General features: G+C 72.2%; 20 protein-coding genes. 9 read left to right on the top strand and 11 right to left on the bottom strand.

Features of this window, described 5'->3' with window-relative positions:
* Positions 1-51 precede the first annotated feature (51 nt).
* Positions 52-1,455, bottom strand: coding sequence for a YibE/F family protein (locus E1267_RS03575; protein WP_132329719.1), 1,404 nt, complete (start codon positions 1,453-1,455; stop codon positions 52-54).
* Between the two features lie 87 nt (positions 1,456-1,542).
* Between E1267_RS03575 and E1267_RS03570 the strand changes: the two genes are divergently transcribed.
* Together E1267_RS03570 and E1267_RS03565 are read left to right on the top strand one after the other, a co-directional pair.
* The gene (locus tag E1267_RS03570; RefSeq protein ID WP_132329717.1) at positions 1,543-2,250 is read left to right on the top strand and encodes a DUF72 domain-containing protein; all 708 of its coding nucleotides are present in this window, start codon (positions 1,543-1,545) and stop codon (positions 2,248-2,250) included.
* Between the two features lie 71 nt (positions 2,251-2,321).
* Positions 2,322-3,218: a magnesium transporter CorA family protein gene (locus tag E1267_RS03565; RefSeq protein ID WP_246063409.1), complete on the top strand. Its 897-nt coding sequence runs from the start codon at positions 2,322-2,324 to the stop codon at positions 3,216-3,218.
* Here the strand turns inward: E1267_RS03565 and E1267_RS03560 are convergent.
* The 4 genes from E1267_RS03560 to thrS form a co-directional block, all read right to left on the bottom strand.
* Entirely contained in the window at positions 3,196-3,666 is a 471-nt protein-coding gene (locus E1267_RS03560; RefSeq protein ID WP_165959439.1) for a DUF1850 domain-containing protein, read from the bottom strand. The two genes, E1267_RS03565 and E1267_RS03560, sit on opposite strands and share 23 nt — an antisense overlap.
* A gap of 26 nt (positions 3,667-3,692) precedes the next feature.
* A complete protein-coding gene (locus E1267_RS03555) occupies positions 3,693-4,640 on the bottom strand; it encodes a TAXI family TRAP transporter solute-binding subunit (protein ID WP_132329712.1) in 948 nt (315 codons plus the stop codon).
* A complete protein-coding gene (locus tag E1267_RS03550) occupies positions 4,637-6,757 on the bottom strand; it encodes a TRAP transporter permease (protein ID WP_220449323.1) in 2,121 nt (706 codons plus the stop codon). Before E1267_RS03550 ends, E1267_RS03555 begins: the two co-directional genes overlap by 4 nt.
* 88 nt (positions 6,758-6,845) lie before the next feature.
* On the bottom strand, positions 6,846-8,081 hold the full coding sequence (thrS, locus tag E1267_RS03545) for a threonine--tRNA ligase (RefSeq protein WP_132329711.1): 1,236 nt from the start codon (positions 8,079-8,081) through the stop codon (positions 6,846-6,848).
* 136 nt (positions 8,082-8,217) lie between these two features.
* On the opposite strand from thrS, the gene E1267_RS03540 reads away from it, so the two are divergent.
* Together E1267_RS03540 and E1267_RS03535 are read left to right on the top strand one after the other, a co-directional pair.
* Positions 8,218-9,207, top strand: a complete 990-nt coding sequence (locus E1267_RS03540; RefSeq protein ID WP_132329709.1) for a helix-turn-helix transcriptional regulator — start codon at positions 8,218-8,220, stop codon at positions 9,205-9,207.
* Between the two features lie 41 nt (positions 9,208-9,248).
* The gene (locus tag E1267_RS03535; RefSeq protein ID WP_132329707.1) at positions 9,249-10,055 is read left to right on the top strand and encodes a class I SAM-dependent methyltransferase; all 807 of its coding nucleotides are present in this window, start codon (positions 9,249-9,251) and stop codon (positions 10,053-10,055) included.
* A gap of 22 nt (positions 10,056-10,077) precedes the next feature.
* Here the strand turns inward: E1267_RS03535 and E1267_RS03530 are convergent, their stop codons facing one another.
* Positions 10,078-10,539 (bottom strand): ATP-binding protein, encoded by a 462-nt coding sequence (locus tag E1267_RS03530; protein WP_132329705.1) that lies wholly within the window; start codon positions 10,537-10,539, stop codon positions 10,078-10,080.
* Between the two features lie 183 nt (positions 10,540-10,722).
* Here E1267_RS03530 and E1267_RS03525 point away from each other — a divergent pair, with 183 nt between their 5' ends.
* From E1267_RS03525 to E1267_RS03515, 3 genes are all read left to right on the top strand, one after another.
* A complete protein-coding gene (locus E1267_RS03525) occupies positions 10,723-11,190 on the top strand; it encodes an adenylyltransferase/cytidyltransferase family protein (protein ID WP_132329703.1) in 468 nt (155 codons plus the stop codon).
* 193 nt (positions 11,191-11,383) lie between these two features.
* Entirely contained in the window at positions 11,384-11,983 is a 600-nt protein-coding gene (locus E1267_RS03520; RefSeq protein ID WP_132329701.1) for a hypothetical protein, read from the top strand.
* Between the two features lie 51 nt (positions 11,984-12,034).
* A complete protein-coding gene (locus E1267_RS03515) occupies positions 12,035-12,778 on the top strand; it encodes a DUF427 domain-containing protein (protein ID WP_132329699.1) in 744 nt (247 codons plus the stop codon).
* 53 nt (positions 12,779-12,831) lie between these two features.
* Here E1267_RS03515 and E1267_RS03510 read toward each other — a convergent pair whose 3' ends face one another.
* The 5 genes from E1267_RS03510 to E1267_RS03490 all read right to left on the bottom strand — a co-directional run bounded on the left by E1267_RS03510 (position 12,832) and on the right by E1267_RS03490 (position 19,721).
* Positions 12,832-14,094 carry a M20/M25/M40 family metallo-hydrolase gene (locus E1267_RS03510; protein ID WP_132329697.1) on the bottom strand — a complete coding sequence of 421 codons (1,263 nt, stop codon included), beginning with the start codon at positions 14,092-14,094 and terminating at the stop codon, positions 12,832-12,834.
* Positions 14,091-15,947 carry a dipeptidyl-peptidase 5 gene (locus tag E1267_RS03505; protein ID WP_132329695.1) on the bottom strand — a complete coding sequence of 619 codons (1,857 nt, stop codon included), beginning with the start codon at positions 15,945-15,947 and terminating at the stop codon, positions 14,091-14,093. The genes E1267_RS03510 and E1267_RS03505 overlap by 4 nt, the downstream gene beginning before the upstream one ends.
* A 4-nt stretch (positions 15,948-15,951) precedes the next feature.
* Complete coding sequence (locus E1267_RS03500; protein ID WP_246063405.1) at positions 15,952-17,001, bottom strand: C39 family peptidase; 1,050 nt, start codon at positions 16,999-17,001, stop codon at positions 15,952-15,954.
* A 132-nt stretch (positions 17,002-17,133) separates the two neighbouring features.
* Positions 17,134-18,243: a DUF5925 domain-containing protein gene (locus tag E1267_RS03495; RefSeq protein WP_132329693.1), complete on the bottom strand. Its 1,110-nt coding sequence runs from the start codon at positions 18,241-18,243 to the stop codon at positions 17,134-17,136.
* 59 nt (positions 18,244-18,302) lie between these two features.
* Positions 18,303-19,721 (bottom strand): serine/threonine-protein kinase, encoded by a 1,419-nt coding sequence (locus E1267_RS03490; protein ID WP_132329691.1) that lies wholly within the window; start codon positions 19,719-19,721, stop codon positions 18,303-18,305.
* A gap of 121 nt (positions 19,722-19,842) precedes the next feature.
* Here E1267_RS03490 and E1267_RS03485 point away from each other — a divergent pair, with 121 nt between their 5' ends.
* Both E1267_RS03485 and mtnA read left to right on the top strand, forming a co-directional pair.
* On the top strand, positions 19,843-21,708 hold the full coding sequence (locus tag E1267_RS03485; protein WP_132329689.1) for a CASTOR/POLLUX-related putative ion channel: 1,866 nt from the start codon (positions 19,843-19,845) through the stop codon (positions 21,706-21,708).
* Positions 21,709-21,739: 31 nt separating this feature from the next.
* On the top strand, positions 21,740-22,678 hold the full coding sequence (gene mtnA, locus E1267_RS03480) for an S-methyl-5-thioribose-1-phosphate isomerase (protein ID WP_132329687.1): 939 nt from the start codon (positions 21,740-21,742) through the stop codon (positions 22,676-22,678).
* Positions 22,679-22,686 lie beyond the last annotated feature (8 nt).

The following is a 22,686-nucleotide window of genomic DNA, read 5'->3' as shown; positions in this document are numbered from 1 at the left end:
CCGTCGTCGGCGAGAGACCGCATGCCCCCGCGTACCGGCCGGGGAGCGGCGTCAGGTGCTCGCGCGGCGGCGGTGGCGGGCCGGGCGATCAGGCGCCCGGCGGGGCCCCGGCTCCTCGCCGGGGGACACGTCGCGGTCCTGGGACGGGTGCGGGGCGAAGAAGTCCTCCCCCGCGCGGCTCACCCGACGACGTGAAGCGGGCGGCTCGGGCTCCGCGCGGTGCTCCTCGGAACCGGCACGCCGGCGCGCGGCGGCCCCGGCGTCCCCGCGGCGGCGCGATCCGGGCTCCCCGGCGGCCGGCCGGTGACGGGTGGCCGCCAGGGCGGCCAGGGCCGTGGTGATGGGTACGGCGGCGATGAGGCCGAGCGTGCCCGCCACGCTGCGCACGATCTCCTGGGCGATGACCGGCGTCGTCAGCACCTGCCCCAAGGGCTGCTCCCCGATGCTGAACAGCAGCAGCAGCGGCAGCGACGCCCCCGCGTACGCCAGGATGATCGTGTTGATCACCGAGGCGATGTGGGCCCGCCCGATGCGACCGGCCGCCTGGTAGAGGCGGGCGAAGCCGTACGACGGGTTGGCGTGGGCCAGCTCGGCCACCGTCACCGCCTGCGTGACGGTCACGTCGTCCAGCACTCCGAGCGCGCCGATGATGATCCCGGCCAGCAGCAGCCCCTGTGTGTCGATCGACAGGCTCATGCCCAGCGTCAGCGCGCTGTCGTCGGTGACCCCGTTGAGCCGGGCGAACCCGAGCGCCGCGTACGACAGCGCGCCCGTCAGCGCCAGGCTGGCCAGCGTGCCGAGCACCGCCATGGACGTCGGCAGGGAGAAGCCGTGCGTGAGGTAGAGCACCGTCAGCATGATCGCCGCCGCGCCGACGATCGCCACCAGCATCGGGGACCTGCCCTCCAGGATGCCGGGAATGACGAACGTCAGCAGCAGCACGAACGTCACCGCCAGGCCGATCAGCGCCGTCACCCCGCGCCAGCGGCCGAACGCGATCACCGCGGCGGCGAAGGCCAGGCCGAACAGCCACAGCGGCGTCGCCCGGTCATGGTCGGAGATCTGGTAGGCGCCGTCGGCGTCGCGCAGCAGGATCACGCCGTCGCCCGGGGCGAAGTGCTGCGCCCCCGGGCCTGCGGGCAGGCGGAGCGTGACGTCGCGGCCGGCGTCGCGCCCCTCACCGAGCTTGACCGTGGCCGTGCCGCACGTGGCGGGGTCGGGCCGGGGCGCGCCCTCTGGCGCGGCGGGGCAACGCTTGAGCGTGACGGCCGTGATCGTGCCCGTGAGCCGTTCGACGGCGGACGGCTGCGCGCCCGTCCCGGGCCGGCCGTCGGGCCAGAGCCACAGCAGGGCCCCCAGCGTGACGACGGCCACCGGCACCAGGACGGCCAGGCTCGCCATCATCGTGCGTCGCGAGCGTGGTGCGGACGCGCCGTGCGCGTGCCCGGCGCCCATCAGGTAACGCCCATCGGGTGAATGGTCCTCCTCGGCTGACGAACAAGGACAGTACTGCACACGACGGGCCGGGGTAGTTGCAACGGCATGACTTGCCTGGTGGGCACCTCGGGGTGGCAGTACAAGGACTGGCGGGGCGTGCTGTACCCGCCGGGTGTGCCGCAGCGGCTCTGGCTGGAGACGTACGCGGCGGAGTTCCCCACGGTCGAGAGCAACAACGCCTTCTACCGGCTGCCGAGCCCCGAGTTGTTCGCCGCCTGGCGCGACAGGACGCCCCCGTACTTCGTGATGGCCGTCAAGGCCAGCAGGTTCCTGACCCACATCAGGCGGCTGGCCGAGCCGGAGGAGCCGGTGCGGCGGCTGATGGGCGCCGTGTCGGAGCTGAAGGACAAGCTGGGGCCGATCCTGCTGCAGCTCCCGCCCACCCTCCAGGCCGATCCCGGCCGCCTCGACCGGTGCCTGGCATGCTTCCCCGCGCACGTCAGGGTGGCCGTGGAACCGCGTCACGACTCGTGGTGGACCGGCGAGGTGCGCGACATCCTGCGCGCGAGGGGCGCCGCGCTGTGCTGGTCGGACCGCCGCGGCCGGCCACAGGGCCCGTTCTGGCGTACCGCGGGGTGGGGGTACGTGCGCCTGCACCAGGGACGGGCCGGAATCGCCTACGGCGACGCCGCGCTGCGGACGTGGGCCCGGCGGGTGCGTGAGGCGGGCTGGCGGGACGCCTACGTCTACTTCAACAACGACCCGGGCGGAGCCGCGGTGCGCAACGCGAGACGGTTCGCCGGATTCCGCTAGTGCGTACGCGTCTCTACCGGAACGGCGTCCTCGAGAGGCAGGATTTCCCTCTTGAGGAGCTGCCCGGGCACGTGTCGGATCGGGGCAACGTCGTCTGGCTCGACCTGTGCGGCCCTTCGGCCGCCGAGCTCACCGCGGTCGGTTCCGAGCTGGGGCTGCACGAGCTGGCGATGGAGGACGCCCTCTCCGACCGGCAGCGGCCGAAGGTCGACGTCTACGACAACCACCTGTTCATCACGGTCTACGGGGTGCACATGGAGGAGGGGCGGCTGCGTCCCGTCGAGGTCAACGTCTTCGTCACCGCCAACGCCCTGGTCACCGTGCGCGACAGCGACGCCTTCGACATGGAGGAGGTCGTCAGACGCTGGGACACCCTGTCGCGTCTGGCCGGGCACGGGGTGACGTTCCTGCTGCACGGCCTGCTCGACTACGTGGTGGACGGCCAGCTCGATCTGGTGGAAGAGCTCGACGCGAGGGCGGAGACCCTGGAGGAGTCCCTGTACGACGGCGATCCGGGCGACGGCAGGCGGCTGCAGCGCACGATGTTCGAGCTGCGCCAGGACACCACCAGGGTACGCAAGATCACGATGCCGATGCGGGAGGTGATCGGCACCCTGCTCCATCGTGACCAGGACATCGTGGCCGATCCCGTGATGGCCCCCTACTACGCGGACGTCTATGACCACGTGCTGCGGGCGACGGAGTGGGTCGAGGGCATCCGCGAGATGCTGGCGAACGTCCGCGAGACCCGCCTCGCGCAGCAGGGATTCAGGCTGGACGAGATCATGAAACGGATCACCAGCTGGGCCGCCATCATCGCGGTGCCCACCCTGATAACCGGCTTCTACGGGCAGAACGTGCCCGTTCCCGGCACCGGGCAGAGCTGGGGGTTGTGGGCGTCCACGATCCTCGTCGCGCTCACCTCGGTGGCGTTGTACTCGGTGTTCAAGAAGAACGACTGGTTGTGAGCGCCGCCCCGGCCGCGGCCAGCCTGTCGTACGGCGCCGGGCAGGACCGCCCGCGCACGCCCGGCGTGAGCCGCACCGCGACCCGCGCCTCGGCGGCGCCGGAGGCCGGATAGAGCGGCAGGCAGCGGCCGCCCGCGATCAGGGTCCTGCGGCCGATCGAGGTGGTGAGCAGCGACAGCCCGTCGTACGTCGCGGGCGCCGCCAGGCGCAGCACCCACAGACCGCCGGAGGCGCGGGACCGTGTGCCGTCGAGGGCGTAGTAGTCGAGCACGCTGTCGCTCGACGAGACGACCGCCCGCATGGTGAACCGCCGCCCCTCGACGGTGAACATCTCCGCGGCGGGCGCCTGGTAGACCGAGTGCACGTAGGCGATCGCGAAGCCGCCGGGGACGGGCAGGCCGTTCACGGTGAGGCGCTCGGCGCCGCCGCCGCAGCCGAGGGCCGCCACCAGGGCGAGCGCCAGGAGCAGCCGGGTCAGGCCTGTTCCTGGTAGTAGCGGGCGGCGCCCGGGTGCAGCTCGACCGGCGCCACCTGCCGGCCCAGCGTGACGTCGAGCTTGTCCGCCTCGGGGTGCACGGCCGTCAGCTCGGCCTTCTTGGCGAACAGGGTCTTGGTGATGTCGTACGCGAGCTGCTCGTCCATCGAGTCGGGCACCAGCAGCAGGTTGGCGATGCCGACGGTCTTGATGGCGCCGGACAGCTTGTAGACGGACAGGTCCACGTCGAGCGGGACGTACTGCTCGCCGTAGGTGGCGCGCATCTTCTCCAGGACGTCGCCGGTGTCGAGCAGCTTCATGTCGGGCTTGCTCGTCGCCAGGTCGGTGATGCCGGCCGTGGGCAGGCCGCCGACCCAGAAGAAGGCGTCGATGGTGCCGTCCTTGGCGGCCTGCACCGACTCGTTGATGGACAGCTGCTGCTTGGTGATGTCGGAGTCGGGGTCGATGCCGGCCGCCTCCAGGATGCGCCTGGCCACGACCTGGGTGCCGGAGTTGGCGGGCCCGAGCGAGACGCGCTTGCCCTTCAGGTCGGCGACCTTGTCAGCCTCGGTGCCGGGGGCCGTCACGACGTGGGCGTAGTTGTCGTAGATGCGGGCGATCGCCTTGATGGGCTGCTTCGCGGTGAAGGCGTCCTTGGCGTTGACCGCGTCGGCCGCGGTGTCGGCCTGGGAGAAGCCGATGTCGGCCTTGCCGCCGGCGAGGAGCTTGATGTTCTCGACCGACGCCGAGGTGACGGACGCGGTGGCTTGGGTGTTGGCGATGTTGGACGACAACTGCTTGGCCAGGCCGCCGCCGTAGACGTAGTAGACGCCCGTCGTGCCGCCTGTGGCGATCGACAGCCGGTTGCCCGAGCCGCCGCCCGCGCCCCCGCCGCAGCCCGCCACGGTCAGGACGGTCGCTGCGACTATCGCAAGAATCCGCTTCACGCTGGGTCCCTTCTCCTTCTTCTGACCAGATGCACGGCGGCGGCCACGGCCAGCACGGCCAGACCGGCGACGATGGGGGCGGGCTCGAGGAACAGCAGCAGCACCGCGGCCACGCACGCCAGCACCCGCTCGAACCAGCCGGCCGGGCCGCCGGTCGCCATGGCCAGGGCGGCCACGGCGACGGCCGAGACGGCGGCCATCAGCAGCACGGTGCCGAACGGCCCCTGCCCGAGCAGCGCCTGCCCGTTGGGCGTCAGCACGAAGGCGAACGGCACCAGGAAGGCCGGCAGCGTGTAGCGCCAGGCCATCATCATCGTGCGGTACGTGTTGCCGCCGGTGATCGCCGCCGCCGCGACCGCCGACAGCGCGGTGGGCGGGCTCACCTCCGACAACACCGCGTAGTAGAAGACGAACATGTACGCCTCGGCCTGCGTCACCCCGAGCGCGGTGAGCGCCGGGCCGATGATGACCGCCGCGATGATGAAGCTCGCGGTCACCGGCACGGCCAGGCCCAGCAGCATGACCGCGACGGCGGACATGAGCGTGGTCAGGATCAGGTTGCCCGCCGCGAAGTCGACGATGATCGCGCTGAGGTTGAGGCCGAGGCCGGTCTGGGTGATGACGCCGACGATGATGCCCGCCGCCGCGCACACGGCGGTCACGGGCAGCACCCCCAGCGCGCCGTTGGCCAGCGCCTGACCGAGGCGCTTCGGGCCCATCCGGTGCCGGGGGTCGAGGAACGACAGCCCGAACGCGACCGCCGTGGCGATCACCACCGCCTGGTACGCCGACCGGTCGAGCGCCATCAGCACGACGATGAGGATCAGCGAGCTGAAGTGGTAGCCGAAACGCAGCAGCAGCCGTCCCGCCCGGGGCGCGTCGATCTGCACGGCGTGGGTGCCGAAGCGGCGCGAGTCGATCTCGATGGCCAGGAAGATGCCCAGGTAGTAGAGCAGGGTCGGGATCGTCGCGTACAGCAGCACCTCGAGGTAGCTGACCCGGAGGTATTCGGCGATGATGAACGCCGCCGCGCCGAGCGTGGGCGGCGACAGAATGGCGCCGATGCCGCTGGCGGCCAGGATGCCGCCGGCCGGCTCCTGCGGGTAGCCGGCCCGCCTGAGCACCGGCCAGGCGACGCTGCCGAGGCTGACAGTGGTGGCCACGCCCGAGCCGGACACGGTGCCGAGCAGGAAGCCCGCGGTGGCGACGGTGCGGCCGGGGGCGGAGCGTGACCTGCGGAAGGCGGCGAAGCTCAGGTCGATGAAGAACCGGCTCGCGCCCGAATAGTCCAGCACCGCGCCGTAGATGGTGAACAGGATGATGTAACTCGCGGCCACCTGCATCGGGACGCCGAAGAAACCTTCCGTGCCGGTGTAGAGCTGCGAGACGATCTGGCCGAGATCGAAGCCCCGGTGACCGATGGTCCAGTCGATCGGCAGCCATGACCCGTAATAGGCGTAGAACAGGAAGATGACGCAGATGACGCTCAACGTCATGCCGACGGTCCGGCGTACCGCCTCCAGCAGCAGCACCGTCAGCGCCAGCCCGGCCGTGATGTCGAGCTCGGTCAGCGCCGCGCCCGAGCCCCGGTCGCGGAAGTCGTCGATGGCGGCCAGCGGATAGACCAGCACGGCGAGCGAGGCCGCGGCCAGCAGCCAGTCCATGATGCTCGGCCGCTCCGTCCGCAGCGCGCCCGCCTTGGCCTCGGACGGCGGCACTTCGGCGGCTTCGGGCGGGTGCGCGCCGGTGCCAGGCTCGCGCGGCGTGTCGCCGGCGGGCGCCTCTTCGGTGGAGGTGCCGCCGACCGCGGCCGGGCGGTCGTCGGCCCGGCGGCGGCGCGTCCGCCACTCCAGCCGCGGCAGCCACATCTTCCGCCGCAGGAACTCCGTCCAGCCCGAGCGGTAGCAGACGAACACCAACGGCAGCGCCACGGCCAGGAACGTCATCCGGTGCTGCAGCGCCTCGACCGGCCGGAACACCACCATCAGCGCATAGGCCGACAACAGCCCGCCGAGGATCCACACGCCGAGCCGCAGGACGCCGCCGAGCTGACGCGCCGGGCGTTCCTGTTCGTGCGCGGAGACCAGGTCGGCCTCGCGATCGCTCAGCTCGGTCAAGTCGTCCTCCCGACACGGCGCGTTGCAGGGACTTTACGAGCCCCTTAGTTGATCTGGGAAGAGGCCGTTACCTATTTGGTTTCCGTTATCAGTACAAGGGGCGCGAACCTGCCGCGAGCTGCTCGACGGGCACGTCACCGGCCTGGCTGCCGTCCCGCCGCCGCACCGCGACCCCGCCGCCGGCCGCCTCCCGCGGCCCCACGACGAGCTGGTACGGCACCAGCCGGTGCGCCCGGATCCGCGCCCCGAGACTGCCCCGGCCGGCCGGCGCCAGCTCCGCCCGCAGCCCGGCGGCCAGGCAGCGCCGCAGCACCGACTCGGCGGCGGGCAGCTCGGTGTCGGACAGCGGCAGCACCACCGCCTGCACGGGCGCCAGCCAGGCGGGGAACGCGCCGCCGTGCGCCTCGATGAGGTGCGCGACCAGGCGCTCGATGCCGCCCACGACGCTGCGGTGCACCATGACGGGCCGCTCGCCGCCGGCGTAGCTCAGGTCGAAGCGCCCGGGTTGGAAGTAGTCGACCTGGACGGTGGACAGGGTGGACTCGCGGCCCGCCGGGTCGGTGATCTGTATGTCGATCTTCGGCCCGTAGAAGGCGCCCTCGCCCCGCTCCTCGTCGTAGTCGCGCCCGCGCTCCTTCAGCACCTCGCGCAGCACCGCCTCCGACCGGGCCCACATGGCGGGGTCGTCCACGAACTTGCCGCCGTCGCCGCGCAGCGACAGCCGGTAGCGGGCGGCCCGGATGCCGAGCTGCGCGTGCGCGGCCTCGATCAGGTCGAGCGAGGCCGACACCTCGGCGGCAGCCTGCTCGGGAGCGCAGAAGATGTGGCCGTCATTGAGCTGGATGGCGCGCACCCTGGTCAGCCCGCCGAGCACGCCGGACAACTCCGAGCGGTACATCCCGCCCAGCTCCGCCAGGCGCAGCGGCAGCTCCCGGCGGCTGCGCCCGCGCGAACGGTAGATGAGCGCGTGATGCGGGCACAGGCTGGGCCGCAGCACGAACTCCTCGCCGCCGACGTTCATGGGCGGGAACATGTCGTCGGCGTAGTGGGCCCAGTGCCCTGATCGTTCGTACAGCTCCCGCTTGCCGAGCACGGGGGAGTTGACGTGCTGGTAGCCGTTGCGGCGTTCGAGCTCGTACACGTAGTCCTCGATGGCCTTGCGCACGGCCGCGCCCGCCGGCAGCCAGCAGGGCAGGCCGGAGCCGATCAGCGGGTCGGTGTCGAAGATGCCCAGCTCGCGGCCGAGCCTGCGGTGGTCGTTCATGATCGTCCTTTGCGTGGAAAGGGCGAACGACCGTGTTCCCGGGCGTTCGCCCGGGAGCATGGAATCAGCGCGCCTGGACGAGGTCCGGCGTCGTCGTGACGAGTGCGCGCTGCATGCGATCACCGTAACATCCGGGGGCGGCGCGAAGAAATCCTTCAAGCCGACCTCAAGGAATGGCAAATGATATAAAGAGCCGGTGGCCGAGATCACCCTGGACGTCCGCCAGCTGCAGTCGTTCGCGGAGGTCGGCTACCAGGTCGCCGGAGGTGGCGGCGCGTACGCCGCGATGGCGGCGCTGCGCCGCGTGGTCCCGCTCGACGCCTACGAGTTCGTCGCCTACGACCCCGCCACCGGGCGGCACCGGAGCGTCGTGTCCGACGGGCACGCGCGCATCGACCGCGACGCGGCGGAGGAGTACGCCGGGCTGGAGGCCTACCGCAGGGCGCTGGCCACCAGAGCGCCGGTCGGCATGCCGGAGCCGGGCACCGAGCGCTATTTCCGGCGCCATCTGGCCCCCTACGGATGGCGGGCCGGGCTGACCACGCCGCTGTTCCTCGGCGGTGGCCGCTACACCGGGCTGCTGCACCTGGTCTCCCGCGGCGACTTCCCGCGCCGTGCGAAGGCGCTCGTCGCCGCCGCGAGCCCCATGCTGGCCCACGTCACCGACCTGACCCGCTGCGTCATCGACCCGGTGGGACTGCCTTCCGGCTTCCGCGCGGTCGCCTTCGACCGGCTCGGCACCCGCCGCGAGGTGCCGGGGCGCGAGACCTCGCCCGCGCTGTGGGGCGACCCGGCGATGGCCGCATTCGCCCGCGCGTTCATCGACTCGCGCGAGCTGAGCCGGCACGGGCTCTGGCTCGACGGCGCCGGTGGGTGGCACGAGCTGCGCCTGCTCAGGGCGGGCGTCGGGTTCCAGGGAGCGCTCCAGGGCGCCGTCGCCGCCGAGCGCCCGTGCCCGCTGCCCTACGACCTCACGGGCCGGGAGGTGGACGTGCTCACCAGGGTGGCCGCGGGCGACTCCAATCCGCAGATCGCCGCCGCGCTCGTGCTCAGCGTCCGCACGGTCACCACCCACCTGGAGCACATCTTCGCCAAGCTGGGTTGTGACAGCCGCACCCGGCTCACCACCAAGGCACTCGCCGAGGGGTTGTGCCGCCTCGACGTGCGGGGCGCGGACGGGCGGTGAAAACGTGGCGATCGCCGAGGCGCCGTGGAAGAGTGATCGCCATGCAGGACGACGTCCACCGCTACAACCGGGAACGCTGGGAAGCCCTGGTGGAGGCGGATGCCTTGTTCACCCGGCCCATGCTCGGCCTGGACGCGGAGAAGGCCCGCGCCTATCTGGGCCTGGAGCGGCTGGGCCTTCCCGGCGACCTCGCGGGCAGGAAGGTGCTCTGCCTGGCGGGGGGAGGCGGGCAGCAGTCCGCGGCCTTCGCCCTGCTCGGAGCCGACGTGACGGTGCTCGACATCTCCTCGGGGCAACTGGCGCGTGATCGCTCGGCCGCCGAGCACCACGGCGTCGACATCAGCACCGTCCAGGGGGACATGCGGGACCTGTCGGTCCTCGGTGACGCGTCGTTCGACCTGGTCTGGCACCCGTACTCGCTGACGTTCGTCCCCGACTCCCGGATCGTCTTCCGCGAGGTCGCGCGCGTCGTCGCCGCGGGCGGCCACTACTACCTGATGTGCGCCAACCCGTTCTTCGCCGGGCTCACCCACGAGTCGTGGAACGGCGAGGGCTACACGCTGAGGCAGCCCTACGCCGACGAGGTCATGACCAGCTATCCCGACCAGGAGTGGGTCTACGACCGCACACCGCCGGGCCGTGCCGTCCCCGCGCCGAGGGAGTACACACAGACGTTGGGCCGGATCGTCGGCGGCCTGACCGGGGAGGGCTTCGTGCTGAGGCTCCTCTCCGAGGTCCGCGGTGACGACCGCGACGCGGAACCGGGGAGCTGGCAGCACTTCATGACGGTGGCGCCGCCCTGGCTCGAATTCGTCTGGCAGCTCCACCCCGGCCTCCCCGGAGACTGAGGGGATCGTTCCAAAAGCGGGCCTAGACGGCGAGCCCCGCGGCCACGCGGCCCTGGAGCAGCTCGAACCAGACGGTCGTCGATCCGTCCTCGCGGGTGAAGCCCCAGCGGTGGCTGAGCGCCTCGATCAGCGGCAGCCCCCGGCCGCTGGTCGCCTGCGCACTCGTACGGCACACGCACGGAGGCCCCTCCGACCCCGCGTCCGCCACGAACACCCGCACCAGCGTGTCCGAGCGCGTCACGGTCACCGTGAACGACCCTCCGGCGCCGGACCGGCTGTGCAGCACCGCGTTCGTGGCCAGTTCGCTGGTGAGCAGCACGACGTCGTCGTGGAGCGGGTGGTCGCGGCCGAGCGCGTCCGTCACGAGGCTTCTGGCCCTGGACACCTGGGAGGGGCTTCCCGGCAGCCTGGCCACGAGATCGTGCCCGGCGGGCGGATCGCGATCCTCGGTCCCATCGACGCGGTGCAAGTCCGGCGGTGCCACGGCGACCTCCCCCAAAATCCGGTGACCTTATGAGACGCGCCAGAGGGGTGCTGGAGATTATCGCGAAAAGGTAGGAATGGGCTTTCCCAAGGTCGCCTGCGCTGTGTCCCGCGGCGACCGAGTACGCTGCGATCGACGAGTCGTCCAGACCCCGGGGGGAGCGGGAGCGTGCGAGGAGGTGGCGTGAGCAGCCTGGAGGCCGTCTGGGTGCGGCCGTTCGACCGGCCGGGCGCGGCGGTCGTGACCGGCGTCTTCGACATCCTGCACGTGGGTCATGTGCGCTATCTGGGGGCGGTGGCCGAACGCGGCCTGCCGCTGGTCGTCGGCGTCGAGGACGATCCGCGGGTGCGGGCGTGGAAAGGCCCGAGCCGTCCGCTCAACCCGGCGGCCGAACGCGCCGAGGTGCTGGCGGCGCTGCGCTTCGTGACCGGGGTGTTCATCGTGACGGGGCCGCCCGAGGCCCACGGTCCTGAGGACTACATCGACCTGCTCGCCCCGATGCGGCCGGGCGCGCTGGCGCACACGAAGGGCGACCCGCACGCGGGCGCGCGGGCGGCCGCGGCGGCGATCCTGGGGACGGAGTGCTGGGAGATGGACGCCGTCCCCGGCCGCTCGACCACCCGCATCGTCAACGCGGCGGGCAAGGGCTGACCACCGGTCGCGGGGCCGCCGGACCCTGCCGTGCACGCCGTACGAGGCGGTGCCGGACAGGTTTGGGGGCGGCGCCAGGGGCCGGACACCGCCCGGCCGGACACCCGTTGGGGTCCGGCGGGGCGCTCGGGCCGGGCGCTGGTCCAGGCATGTCGCGGGGGCCGTGGGCCATGATCGCGTAACCTTGGCTGTCATGACGGGTGACCTCGTGGCGAGACAGGTGACCAACCTGCTGGCACCGCAGGTGCTGGTCATCGTCATGCCGCCGGTCGTGGGCCTGCTCGCGCAGGGTTGGAGCGGCGCGGCGTGGGGCCTGGTCGCCTCGGCGTTCTGCGGTGGCGTGCCGGCGGCGGTGATCGCGATCGGCGTGCGCTCGGGGCGGCTCGACTCGCACCACATCGTCGACCGCGCCCGCCGTACCCGCCCGTTGCTGGCCGCGGTGGCGGCGGTGCTGGTGGCACTGGCGCTGCTGGTCGTCGTGGGCGCGCCGAGGCTGCTCGTCGCCACCGTGACCGCGATGCTGGCCGCGCTGGCGGTGACCGTGCCGATCACGCTGCGCTGGAAGATCTCCTTCCACGCCGCCGTCTGCGCGGGCACGGTGGTGGTGGTCGCGCACGTGCTGCCCTTTTGGCCGGCCGCCGTCGCCGGGGCCGCCGTCGTGGCGCTGGTGTGCTGGGCCAGGGTGCGCCTGACGCACCACACCTGGGCGCAGGTGGTGGCGGGCACGGCGGTGGGGGTGCTGGTGACGTGGGCCACGCTGGCCGCGTTCGGGCTGGGATTCCCACTGGGGTGACCAACGGCATGAGCACGGAATAGGGGCGTGCGCGCGGCGGTTGCCGCCAGCATGGATGCCACGAAACGCGGCCGGGTACGCGTCGAGCGCACGGCCAAACGGGTGCGGACCTACCTCGGAGGCCGGGCGGTGGCCGACACCACCTCCGCCCTGCTGGTGTGGGAGGTCCCCTACTATCCGGCCTACTACTTCCCGCTGGCGGACGTCGACGAGTCGGCACTCAAGCCGGCCGGCACGGTCGGGCACTCGCCGAGCAGGGGCGACGGCCTTGTGCACACGGTCACCGCGGGCGCCAAGGAGGCTCCCGGCGCGGCGCTGGTCTACCGCGACTCTCCGCTGGAGGAGATCCGCGGCCACGTGCGCTTCGAGTGGGACGCCATGGACGCCTGGTTCGAGGAGGACGAGGAGGTCTTCTTCCACCCGCGCGACCCGTACACGCGGGTGGACATCCTGCCGAGCTCGCGGCACGTGCGCGTCGAGGTCGACGGGGTGACCGTGGCCGACTCCCGCAGCCCGCACATCCTCTTCGAGACGGGGCTGCCGGCCCGTTACTACCTGCCGAAGCCGGACGTGCGGCTCGACCTGCTGGAGCCCACCGGCACGGTCACGCACTGCCCGTACAAGGGGTCGGCCGAATACTGGTCGGTCAACGGCAAGGAGGACCTCGCCTGGTCCTACCGGACACCGCTGCCCGAGAGCGAGCGGATCGCCGGGCTGGTCGCCTTCTACGACGAGAAGCTCGACATCTACCTCGACGGTGAACTGCAGGAGCGTCCCAAGACCAAGTTCGCCTGAGCCGGCGGCTCCGTCACGCCGCCTGGGCTCAGGGGAGGGGCGCGCCGGGCGGCTCAGGCGATCAGGCGGGCGAGCACCCGGGTGCCGAACTCCAGCCCCTCCACCGGCACCCGCTCGTCCTTGCCGTGGAACATCCCGAAGTAGTCGAGGTCCGGCCGGAGCATGAGCGGTGCGAAGCCGTACCCCTTGATGCCGATCCGCGCGAACGACTTCGCGTCCGTGCCCCCCGCCATCACGTACGGCACCGGCCGTGCGAGCGGGTCCTCGGCCATGAGCGAGCCCGCCAGCTCGTCGAAGAACACCGACGGGTACGGCGCGGCGGGCGCGTCCTCCAGGTTGACGAACTCGCGGGTGATCTTGGGCCCGAGCAGCGCGTCGATGGTCTCCAGGAACTCCTCGCGCAGCCCCGGAAGGTACCGCCCGTCCACGTGCGCCCCGGCGGTCGAGGGCACCACGTTGACCTTGTAGCCGGCGTCCAGCATCGTCGGGTTCGCGGAGTTGCGGATCTGGCCCTTGAACAGGCTGCCGAGCGGTCCCAGGCGGGCGGCCTCCTCGTCCAGGCGGTCGAGGTCGATACGCTGCCCGGTGATCTCCGACAGGTGCTCGATGAGCGCCGCGACCGGCGGCGTCAGGCGCACCGGCCACTGGTGCGAGGCCACCCGCGACAGGGCGTGCGCGAGCGTCGCGACGGGGTTGTCCACGGCGGGGCGGGAGCCGTGGCCGGCCACGCCGTGCGCGGTCAGCGTCATCCAGGCGGTGCCGCGCTCGCCCACCGCGATCGGGTAGACGCGGTGCTCGCCGGAGGCCACGCTGAAGCCGCCCGACTCGCTGATCGCCTCCGTGACGCCGTCGAACAGCTCACGGTGCTCGGTCACGGCGTGCCGCGAGCCGAAGTCGCCCGTGGCCTCCTCGTCCGCGAGGAACGCCAGCACGAGGTCCCGCTTCGGACGCACCCCCCGGGCCGCCAGGTCGAGCACGGTCGCGAGGGTCATCGCGCACGAGCCCTTCATGTCGACCGCGCCCCGTCCGTACACGCATCCGTCCACGATCTCCCCGGAGAACGGATGCATCCGCCACTCGGCCGGGTCGGCGGGCACGACGTCGAGGTGGCCGTGGATGAGCAGCGCGTCGGGGGAGTCGCCGGCGATCCTGGCGACGACGGTGGTCCGCTTCGGCGCCGACTCGAACACCACGGGCTCCAGCCCGGCGTCGGCCAGCAGGGTGGCGACGTACTCGGCGGCTGGCCGCTCACCCGAGCCCGGGTTGGTGGTGTCGAACCTGATCAGATCCGAGCAGATCTCGGCAACGCTCTTCATGCTCTCCCCTTAAGCGTCAACGGCGGCACCTCGGGCGTCTCCATGTCGAAGATCAGCCCGTAGAAGGCCAGCTCGGCCTCCAGCACCGCGACGATGGTCTCTTCCCTGCGCCAGCCGTGCTGCTCGCCAGGGAACGTCAGCAGGGCCCACGGTCTGCCGTGCCGGTCCAGCTCGGCGGTGAACCGCTCGGCCTGCCCGACGTCCACGATCGCGTCCTCCAGGCCGTGCAGCATCAGGCACGGGCCCGACGCGCGGGCGGCGTTCAGCAGCGGCGAACGCTCGGTGTAGCGCTGCCGCGTCTCGGGCAGCGGCCCCACCAGGCCGTCGAGGTAGCGGGACTCGAAGTCGTGCGTCTCCGCGGCCCAGCTCTCCGGATCGGTGATCGCGTAGTGCGCGACCCCGCCCGCGAACACGTCGCTGTGGACGAGCGCCGCCACCGTCGTCCAGCCCCCGGCGCTGCCGCCGCGCACGGCGATCCTCGACGCGTCGGCCCGGCCCAGCTCCACCAGGCCGCGGGCGACCTTTGCGCAGTCCTGCACGTCGACCACGCCCCACTGGTGGCGCAGCCGTTCCCGGTAGGCCCGGCCGTAGCCGGTCGAGCCGCCGTAGTTCACCACGGCCACGCCGATGCCCCTGCTGGTGAAGTAGGCGATCTCCAGGTCGAGCACGATCGGCATGTGCCCGGTCGGCCCGCCGTGCACGAAGATCACGTATGGGCTCGGGCCGGTGGCCCCCGACGGCGGGTAGAGGTGCGCGTGCACGTCCTCGATGGTCATCGCCTCCGGCGTGGGCAGCAGGGCCCGGTCCGGCAGCGGCTTGGGCGCCGACACGATCTCGTATGCGCCGTCGAGCCCCACCAGCGCGACCTCCAGCGGTGTGTACGGCGTCGCGCGCACCGCCGCCACCCGGCCGTCCGCCACCGACACGGTCGAGGACCAGTGGGTGGCCGTGCCGCCGATCTCGCGCAGGTCGCCGGTCTCGGGGTCCAGCACGCCGAGGCGGCGGCGGTCGGCGGTGCCGTACACGACGACCAGGTCATCGTCGTCCGCGAGCGCCATGTACGTCATGCCGGGTTTCCACGCCGCGCTGCCGAACTCCAGCTCCATCGGGGTGAGGTTGCGGCCCGGCCCGCCGCCGGCGGGCACGAGGTGCACGTTCCACCAGCCGGTGGGGTCGGTGACCGCGTACAGCGCGGTGTCGTCGCGCCACTCGGCCTGGGCGACCGACTCGCGCGGGCCGCCCGCCACCACCCGGTGGGGGCCGGCCGTGCCGTCCGGCCGCAGCTCGGCCACGCACAGCTCGGTGCCGTCCCAGGGCATGTTGGGGTGGTCCCAGCCGATCCACGCGACGGAGCGGCCGTCGGGTGAGATCCGCGGGTTCATCAGGAAATGGTGCGCCTTGACGATGACCCTGACCCGGCCGCCGTCCAGGGGCACCGCCACCAGGTCCCGCACGTCGTCCGTCTCCCTGACCGCCCACACCTCCTCACGTCCCGGGGGCAGGTACAGGTCCGCGTATCGGTACGTACCCACAGGAGTGATCGCCACCGGGTCACCTCCCGCGTCGAGGCGGTAGAGGCGCTGGTCGGCCCAGTTGGTGAAGACGAGACCGCCGCCGGGCAGGGGGCGCCAGGAGCGGCCGCCGTACTCGACCACCCGGTTGCGCGCGTTCCAGCCGGGCGGCAGGACGTCCACGCGGGAGCCGCCGGGCAGGCGGCGCACCACGCAGCGCCGGCCGCCCTCGTGCGGGCGCGGCTCGTCCCACCAGACCTCGGTGCCTGAGGGCGTTGCCACTGCCTCCACCCACTGAGGGCCGCCGTCGGTACGGGCTACGTCGATCGGTCGAATACTCATCAATTCACCAATTGCCATTCGTACAGGGAGGAAGGGGATGTTCGGGTGGGTGAAGGATGTACACGATCCCGCCGCTGCTCCCGAGCCACACGCGCTCGAACGCCGCCCGCGGATAGACCCGGCGGACCTCCGCCCCGACCGGCGCGGCCGGATCGTTCACGACGACGTCGCCCCCGGCGGTGAAACCCGTCACGACCAGGATGTGCCCGTTCGTCGAGTAGCCGGCGCCGGCCAGCTCGCCCGCCTTGAACGACTGCGACGTGATCACGGGGATGCCGGCCCGTACGAACCGCTCCAACTCCGCCGCCGACCGCAGCCGCGTGACGAAGCCGGCCAGGCCGTACCGGCCCGCGTAGGCGACGTTGAACGGCCAGTTGCCGGTGCCCTGGTAGCTCTCGTCGTACACGCCCATGGCCGCGTGATCCACCATCGGAGCGGGATCGTCCGCCCCGACCCAGGCCAGCTCGTCCGGGCCAGGGCCGCGGCCCCAGAAGCCGAGCACCATGGCCACCGAAGCGGGGCCGCACCAGTTCGCCCCGCCACCGTCCCAGCGGGGGTGATGGCCGGTGTGCGCGTACTGCGAGTACCGGGGCACCGCCAGCTCGGCGGCAACCACGTGCGCGGTGGCACGCGCGGCGCTCGGCGCGGCCGGGTGACGGGGGAGGGCCGAGGCCATCACGCCCAGGCCGGTGACGCGGGCGCCCTCGCCGTGGCGGGTGATCCGGAGCTGGCAGGTCACGACGGGACACCGGGCGACGAACGTGTCCACCGCCACGTCGCCGTCCCCGTCGCCCTGGCCGGGGACGGATGTTCGCGGATCGCCGTGCTCGGACCAACGGCCCATGACGTACCACTTGGTGCGGGTGCCGGACGCCGTCCTGGCGCGCAGCGCGATCTCGATCCAGGCGCCGGGCGGGGTGCGGGCCGTCCACGAGGGGACGAGTTGCGTGGCGGCGAAGCCGATCGGGTGCTCCTCGCCGGTCCAGGTGCCCGGGCCGTCGCCGGGCACCGCGAAGCGGGCGAAGGCCACGGGGGACAGGTCGACGGTGAGCACCACCCATATTGTGCTTTCGCACCCCGTGTCGCACATCGGATGGTTTACGTACCTGCCCGGGTCGTCACGACGGGCGGCGTCCGCGCCGGGGACGCCCGCCGCCCGCCCGTGCCGAGCGCGCGTCCCCGGTGGTCAGAGATACAGGCCGGTCGAGTCGTTGCCGAAGGAGTGGGGGATCTCGCGGCCCGAGCGGAGCGCGTACAGCTCCGCGAGCGTCGCGCCCGACGGGCCAACGCCCCGCGAGGTGCCGAGCCACGCGATCGCCTCGTCCCTGCTCAGCGGCCCCACCTCGAGCTGCGCCAGACAGCGGCCCGGGCGCACGACGGCGGGGTGGAGGCGGGCGAGGTCCTCGTTCGTGGTGATCGCCACGAGCACGTCGCGGCCCTGGCCGAGCAGGCCGTCCGTCAGGTTGAGCAGGCGCGACAGCCCCTGGCCCGCCTGGGCCTTGGCTCCGGCGCTGATCAGCTCGTCGCAGTCCTCCAGGACGAGCAGCCGCCAGCGCTGGGCGTCCTCGTCGGTGTCGTAGCCCACCGCCACCTCCATGAGATAGCCGGGCTCGTTGAACAGCCGCTCGGGGTCGAGCACGCAGTCGACCTGGCACCAGTCGCGCCACTGCTTGGCCAGGGTGCGCAGCAGCGTGGTCTTGCCGGTGCCCGGCCGGCCGTGCAGGAGGATGAGCCGGCCGTTCACGTCGGAGGGCGTGACGGACATCAGCTTGCCGAGGGACGCGCGCACCTGGCCGGAGTAGTTGCCACTGATCTCGTCCCACGACTGGGCCGTGATCGGCCGCTCCGAACGGGTGCCGCCGTGCGTGCCGCGCCACCAGAAGCCCATCTCGACGTGGTCGACGTCCGGCACGGCCTCTTCCGCGCCCTCGATGGCCTCGTGGAGCACCGACTTGGCCAGTTCCTCGCTCACCGCCGTCACGCTGACCGTGGCCGTGCGGTCGCGGTGGCGCACGACGCGCAGGGTCCAGCCGTCACCGCTGATGAGCCGCGACTCCGGGCCGTCCTCGACCCGCGCCGTGCGCACCACCCGGCCTTCGGCGGGGCTGAGCGTGGCCTCGGGGCGTACGCGCTCCAGGTTGGCCAGCCGGGACCAGGGCTGCGCGCCGGTCGCGAACGGCGACAGCGCCAGGGCGTCGATGAGGTCGATGGCGGAGTCGGCGTCGTCGATGCAGATGTTCATCGGCAGCGCCGAGGCGTCCGGGCTGGGGAACGGCACCTCCCTGATCACAGACATATCGGTAATGATCTCCGCGGGGTCGTCGGATGTCGAAGGGTTTCCTGGAGGTACAGTGCTCATTCCTTGTCGAGGGTACCCGTCTGCGTCATGAGACCGAGGCCGGGCACGTCGCGCCAGGTATAGGTGAGCGAGTCGCCCTGCAGCTCCAGCACGATGGTGCCGGGGACGCAACCGCCCTCGTGCTGGCCGAGGGCGAACGTCAGCCGGGTCTGCGCCACCTCGGTCAGCGTGATGGTGCCCCTGCAGTCGTCGTCGCCGTCGCGTTCCGACCACTTGGCGGTGGACTCGCCCTCCTTCAGCTCCACCCTGTTCTCGTTGTCGTCGGGGTCCATCGGGCTGGTGCTGGTGGTACGGCCCCTCCAGTCACCCTCGAAGCGGGCCGGGATCCGCATTTCCCGGGCGGACGGCTCGGACCCGGTGGGGGAGGCGTCGGCGGACGCGGTGCCGGAAACGGACGGCGACGCCGAGTCCGGCTGCCCGGTCGGCGACGGTGTGCCGGCGGCCTGCGACCGCGTGGGAGGGACGGCCGTGGCCGAGCGGTCACCCGTCACGAAGGGGGCGCCGTCGATGAACAGGGCCGTCGCCGCGCCCGCGGCCAGGGCGACCACGACCGCCGTCGCGCCGATCAGCCACCCGCGTTTACGGGTGCCTCGCGTCTCGCGGGTTGCGGCCCCGGCGGGCGGCTGGGCGGGGTTGACGAGGGACACCATGAGCTGCTGCGCCGAGGGCCGGCGCGCGGGGTCCTTCGACAGGCAGGACGCGATCGGCTCGCGCAGGCGCGGCGGCAGCGGCGACAGGTCCGGCTCCGCGTACAGCACCCGGTGCAGCACGGCGGGGACGGTGTCGGCCCCGAACGGGGTCGTGCCCGTGGCGGCGAACACCATGGAGGCGGCCCACGCGAAGACGTCGGAGGCCGGAGCCGCGGGCGAGCCGTTGATCTGTTCGGGCGCCAGGTAGGCGGGCGTGCCGATCAGGCCGGAGGTCATGGTCGCCGCCCCCTCCGCCCTGGCGATGCCGAAGTCGACCACCCGGGGCCCGTCGGGGCCGAGCAGCACGTTGGACGGCTTGAAGTCGCGGTGCACGATCCCGGCGGCGTGGATGGCCGCCAGCGCCGTGGCCGTGCCCACCGCCAGGCGTTCCAGGTCGCCGCCGCGCAGCGGGCCGCGCTCGCGTAGCCGTTCGGAGAGCGAGGGGCCGTCGACGTACTCGCTGACCACGTAGGGCCGCGGGCCGCTGGTGGAGACGTCGAGCACCCGCGCCGTGCAGAAGGAGGCGATGCCCGCGAGGGCATCGAGTTCCCGCGCGAGCCTGGCCCTGGTCTCGGCGTCGCCGGTGCCGAGCAGCTTGACGGCGACCTGCTCCCCGGAGGGGGAGTGGGCGAGGTAGACCACGCCCTGGCCGCCCTCGCCGAGCCGGCCGGCCAGGGCGTAGCCGCCCAGCGACGCCGGGTCGTCTGGTGTCAGGGGGGTCACCATGGGCGATACGTTACCGTCGTCCCGCACGCGGCAAAGATCCCTTCGCCATGCGGAAGCCGCGATCCACCGGTACCTTAGACCGCTGGGTTAAATCACTCCTTAGGCGGAGGTATGAGGGGAAGTGTCGAAGATCACGTTCCGCGAGCGGGCGCGGTACTGGTTCGACAACACCATGTCCAGGGGGACGGCTTCACTGATCGGCTGGCTGGCCATGGTGTCGCTCGCCCTCATCGTCGTGGTCACGGTGCTGACGCTCTGGTTCGCGCCCAACGAGCCGGAGGGCGTGACCGGTCCTGGACACGTGCTCTGGCTCGCGCTCATGCACGCGCTCAGCCCGGGCAAGATCTCCAGCGACGAAGGCTCGACGGCGTACATGTCGGTGATGTTCGCCGGCTCCCTCGGCGGCATCTTCATCGTCAGCATGCTCGTCGGTCTGCTCTCCAACGGGCTCAAGCAGAAGGTCGACCGCCTGCGCAGGGGCCGCTCGCGGATCGTCGAGTCCGGCCACACGGTGGTGCTCGGCTGGTCCGACCAGATCTTCACGATCGTGGCCGAGCTGGCCAAGGCGCAGGCGAGCCAGCGCAGCTCGGTGATCGCCATCCTGGCGGAACGTGACAAACTGGAAATGGAAGAGCAGGTTCGCGAGCAGGCGGGCGACCTGGGCAAGACGCGCATCGTCTGCCGCACCGGGCGCCCCACCGAGCCGCACGACCTCGACCTGATGAACCTGGCGGCGGCCCGCTCCGTCGTCGTGCTCTCACCCGAGCGGGAGGACCCCGACGCCCACGTCATCAAGATCCTGCTCGCGCTGGCCAAGCGCGAGGGCGTGCACCCGCCGGCCGTCGCGGCGCTGACCTCCAGCCGCAACATGGCCGCCGCCCGCCTGGCCGGCGGGGACGAGGTGCACCTGGTCGACTCCGACGACACCGCCTCCCGGCTCATCGTGCAGTCCTCGCGCCAGTCCGGCATGTCCGTGGTGTGCATGGACCTGCTCAACTTCGACGGCGGCGAGATCTACCTGCGCACCCCGAAGAAGCTCGTCGGCGTCACGTACGGCGAGGCGCTGCACGCGTACCAGACCGCCTCCCTGATCGGGCTGCGCCGGCCGTCCGGCGTCGTGCTGAACCCGCAGGACGACACCGTCATCAACGCCGACGACCAGGTCATCGTCATCGCGCACGACGACTCCCACGTACGGCTCGCCGCCGGCATGCCGTACATCGAGGACGGCGCCATCGTCGAGGCCGGGCGCCCGCGCACCGAGCCGGAGCGCACGCTGCTGCTCAACTGGAACGGCAGGGCCGAGCAGATCGTCCGCTACCTCGACGGGTACGTCGCCCCCGGCGCCGTCCTGGAGATCGCCGCGGACCACCCCAAGGCCGGCACCGGCCTGGCCGGCCTGCGCAACCTCACCGTCAACGTCAAGGACTGCGACACCACGGACCGATTCGCGTTGGAGTCGCTCGGTGTCGGCCTCTTCCAGCACGTCATCGTGCTCAGCGACGACCGTTTCGACCCGCGCCACTCCGACACGCGCACGCTCATGACGCTGCTGCAGCTCCGCGACATGCAGAAGGCGCTCGGCGAGCACTACTCGATCGTCAGCGAGATGCACGACGAGAACAACCGCTCGCTGGCCGAGGTCACCCAGGCCGACGACATCGTCATCAGCGACACCGTCATCGGCCTGCTCCTCGCCCAGCTCGCCGAGAACCGTCACCTGGCGGACGTTTTCGGCTACCTGTTCGACTCGCGGGGATCGGAGATCTACCCGCGCCCCGCCGCCTCGTACGTCAAGACGGGGGCGAAGGTCTCCTTCTCCACGGTCGTGGAGTCCGCCAGGCGCAGGGGCGAGACGGCCATCGGCTACCGCAAGAACACGGCGAGGAACAACCCCCCGCACTACGGGATCGTCCTCAACCCGGACAAGACGGAGCCCATCGTCCTGGAGGAGGCGGACTCGGTGATCGTGCTCGCCGAACGGTGAACCCACGCCGCCGTGGGTTACCGTGTGCCCCGTGAGGACCATTGACTGGGTTGACGGCGCGGTCGAGCTGGTGGACCAGACCCTCCTGCCCGACAAGTGCGTGATGCTGCGCATCCACACCGTTGACCAGCTCGTCGACGCCATCAGGCGGCTGGCCGTGCGCGGCGCCCCCGCGCTCGGCGTGGCCGGCGCGCTGGGCGTGGTGCTGGCGGGCGGCGACCCCGAACTGATCGCCCGGCTCCGCGCCGCCAGGCCCACCGCCGTCAACCTCGCGTGGGGCGTGGACCAGGTCGCCGAGCACCTGCCCGAGGGCCCCGGCGCGGTGCTCGCCGCCGCGCTGCGCGTCCGCGACGCCGACATCGCCGCCTGCAGGGCCATGGGAGAGCGCGGCGCCGACCTCCTCGCCGGTGACCGGCTGCGGATCATGACCGTGTGCAACACCGGCGGGCTCGCCGCCGTCGAACGCGGCACCGCGCTGGGCGTCGTCCAGACGCTGCACGAACGCGGGCGGCTGGCCGAGGTGCTGGCGCTGGAGACCCGCCCCCTCCTGCAGGGCGCCCGGCTCACCACGTGGGAGCTGGCCAGGATGGGAGCGCCGCACCGGCTCATCGCCGACTCCGCGGGCCCCTACCTGCTGGCCAAGGGCGAGGTTGACGCCGTGCTCGTCGGGGCCGACCGCATCGCCGCCAACGGCGACACCGCCAACAAGATCGGCTCGTACGCGCTCGCGCTCGGCGCCGAACGCGCCGGGGTGCCGTTCGTGGTGGTCGCGCCCGAGTCCACGATCGACCAGAACACCCCGTCGGGCGAGCACATCGCGATCGAGGACCGCGACGAGGACGAGATCGTGGCCTTCAGAGGGGTGCGCGTGGCCCCGGAGGGCACGCGCGCGGCGAACCCGGCGTTCGACGTGACGCCGCACGACCTCATCACCGCGATCGTGACGGACCAGCGGATCATCCGCCCCTGACCAAATCC

Origin of the sequence: Nonomuraea longispora (assembly GCF_004348345.1) — a bacterium.
GTDB lineage: Bacteria > Actinomycetota > Actinomycetes > Streptosporangiales > Streptosporangiaceae > Nonomuraea > Nonomuraea longispora.
Note: the sequence above shows the minus strand (reverse complement) of the source record. Positions and strands in the feature narration are given on the sequence as shown.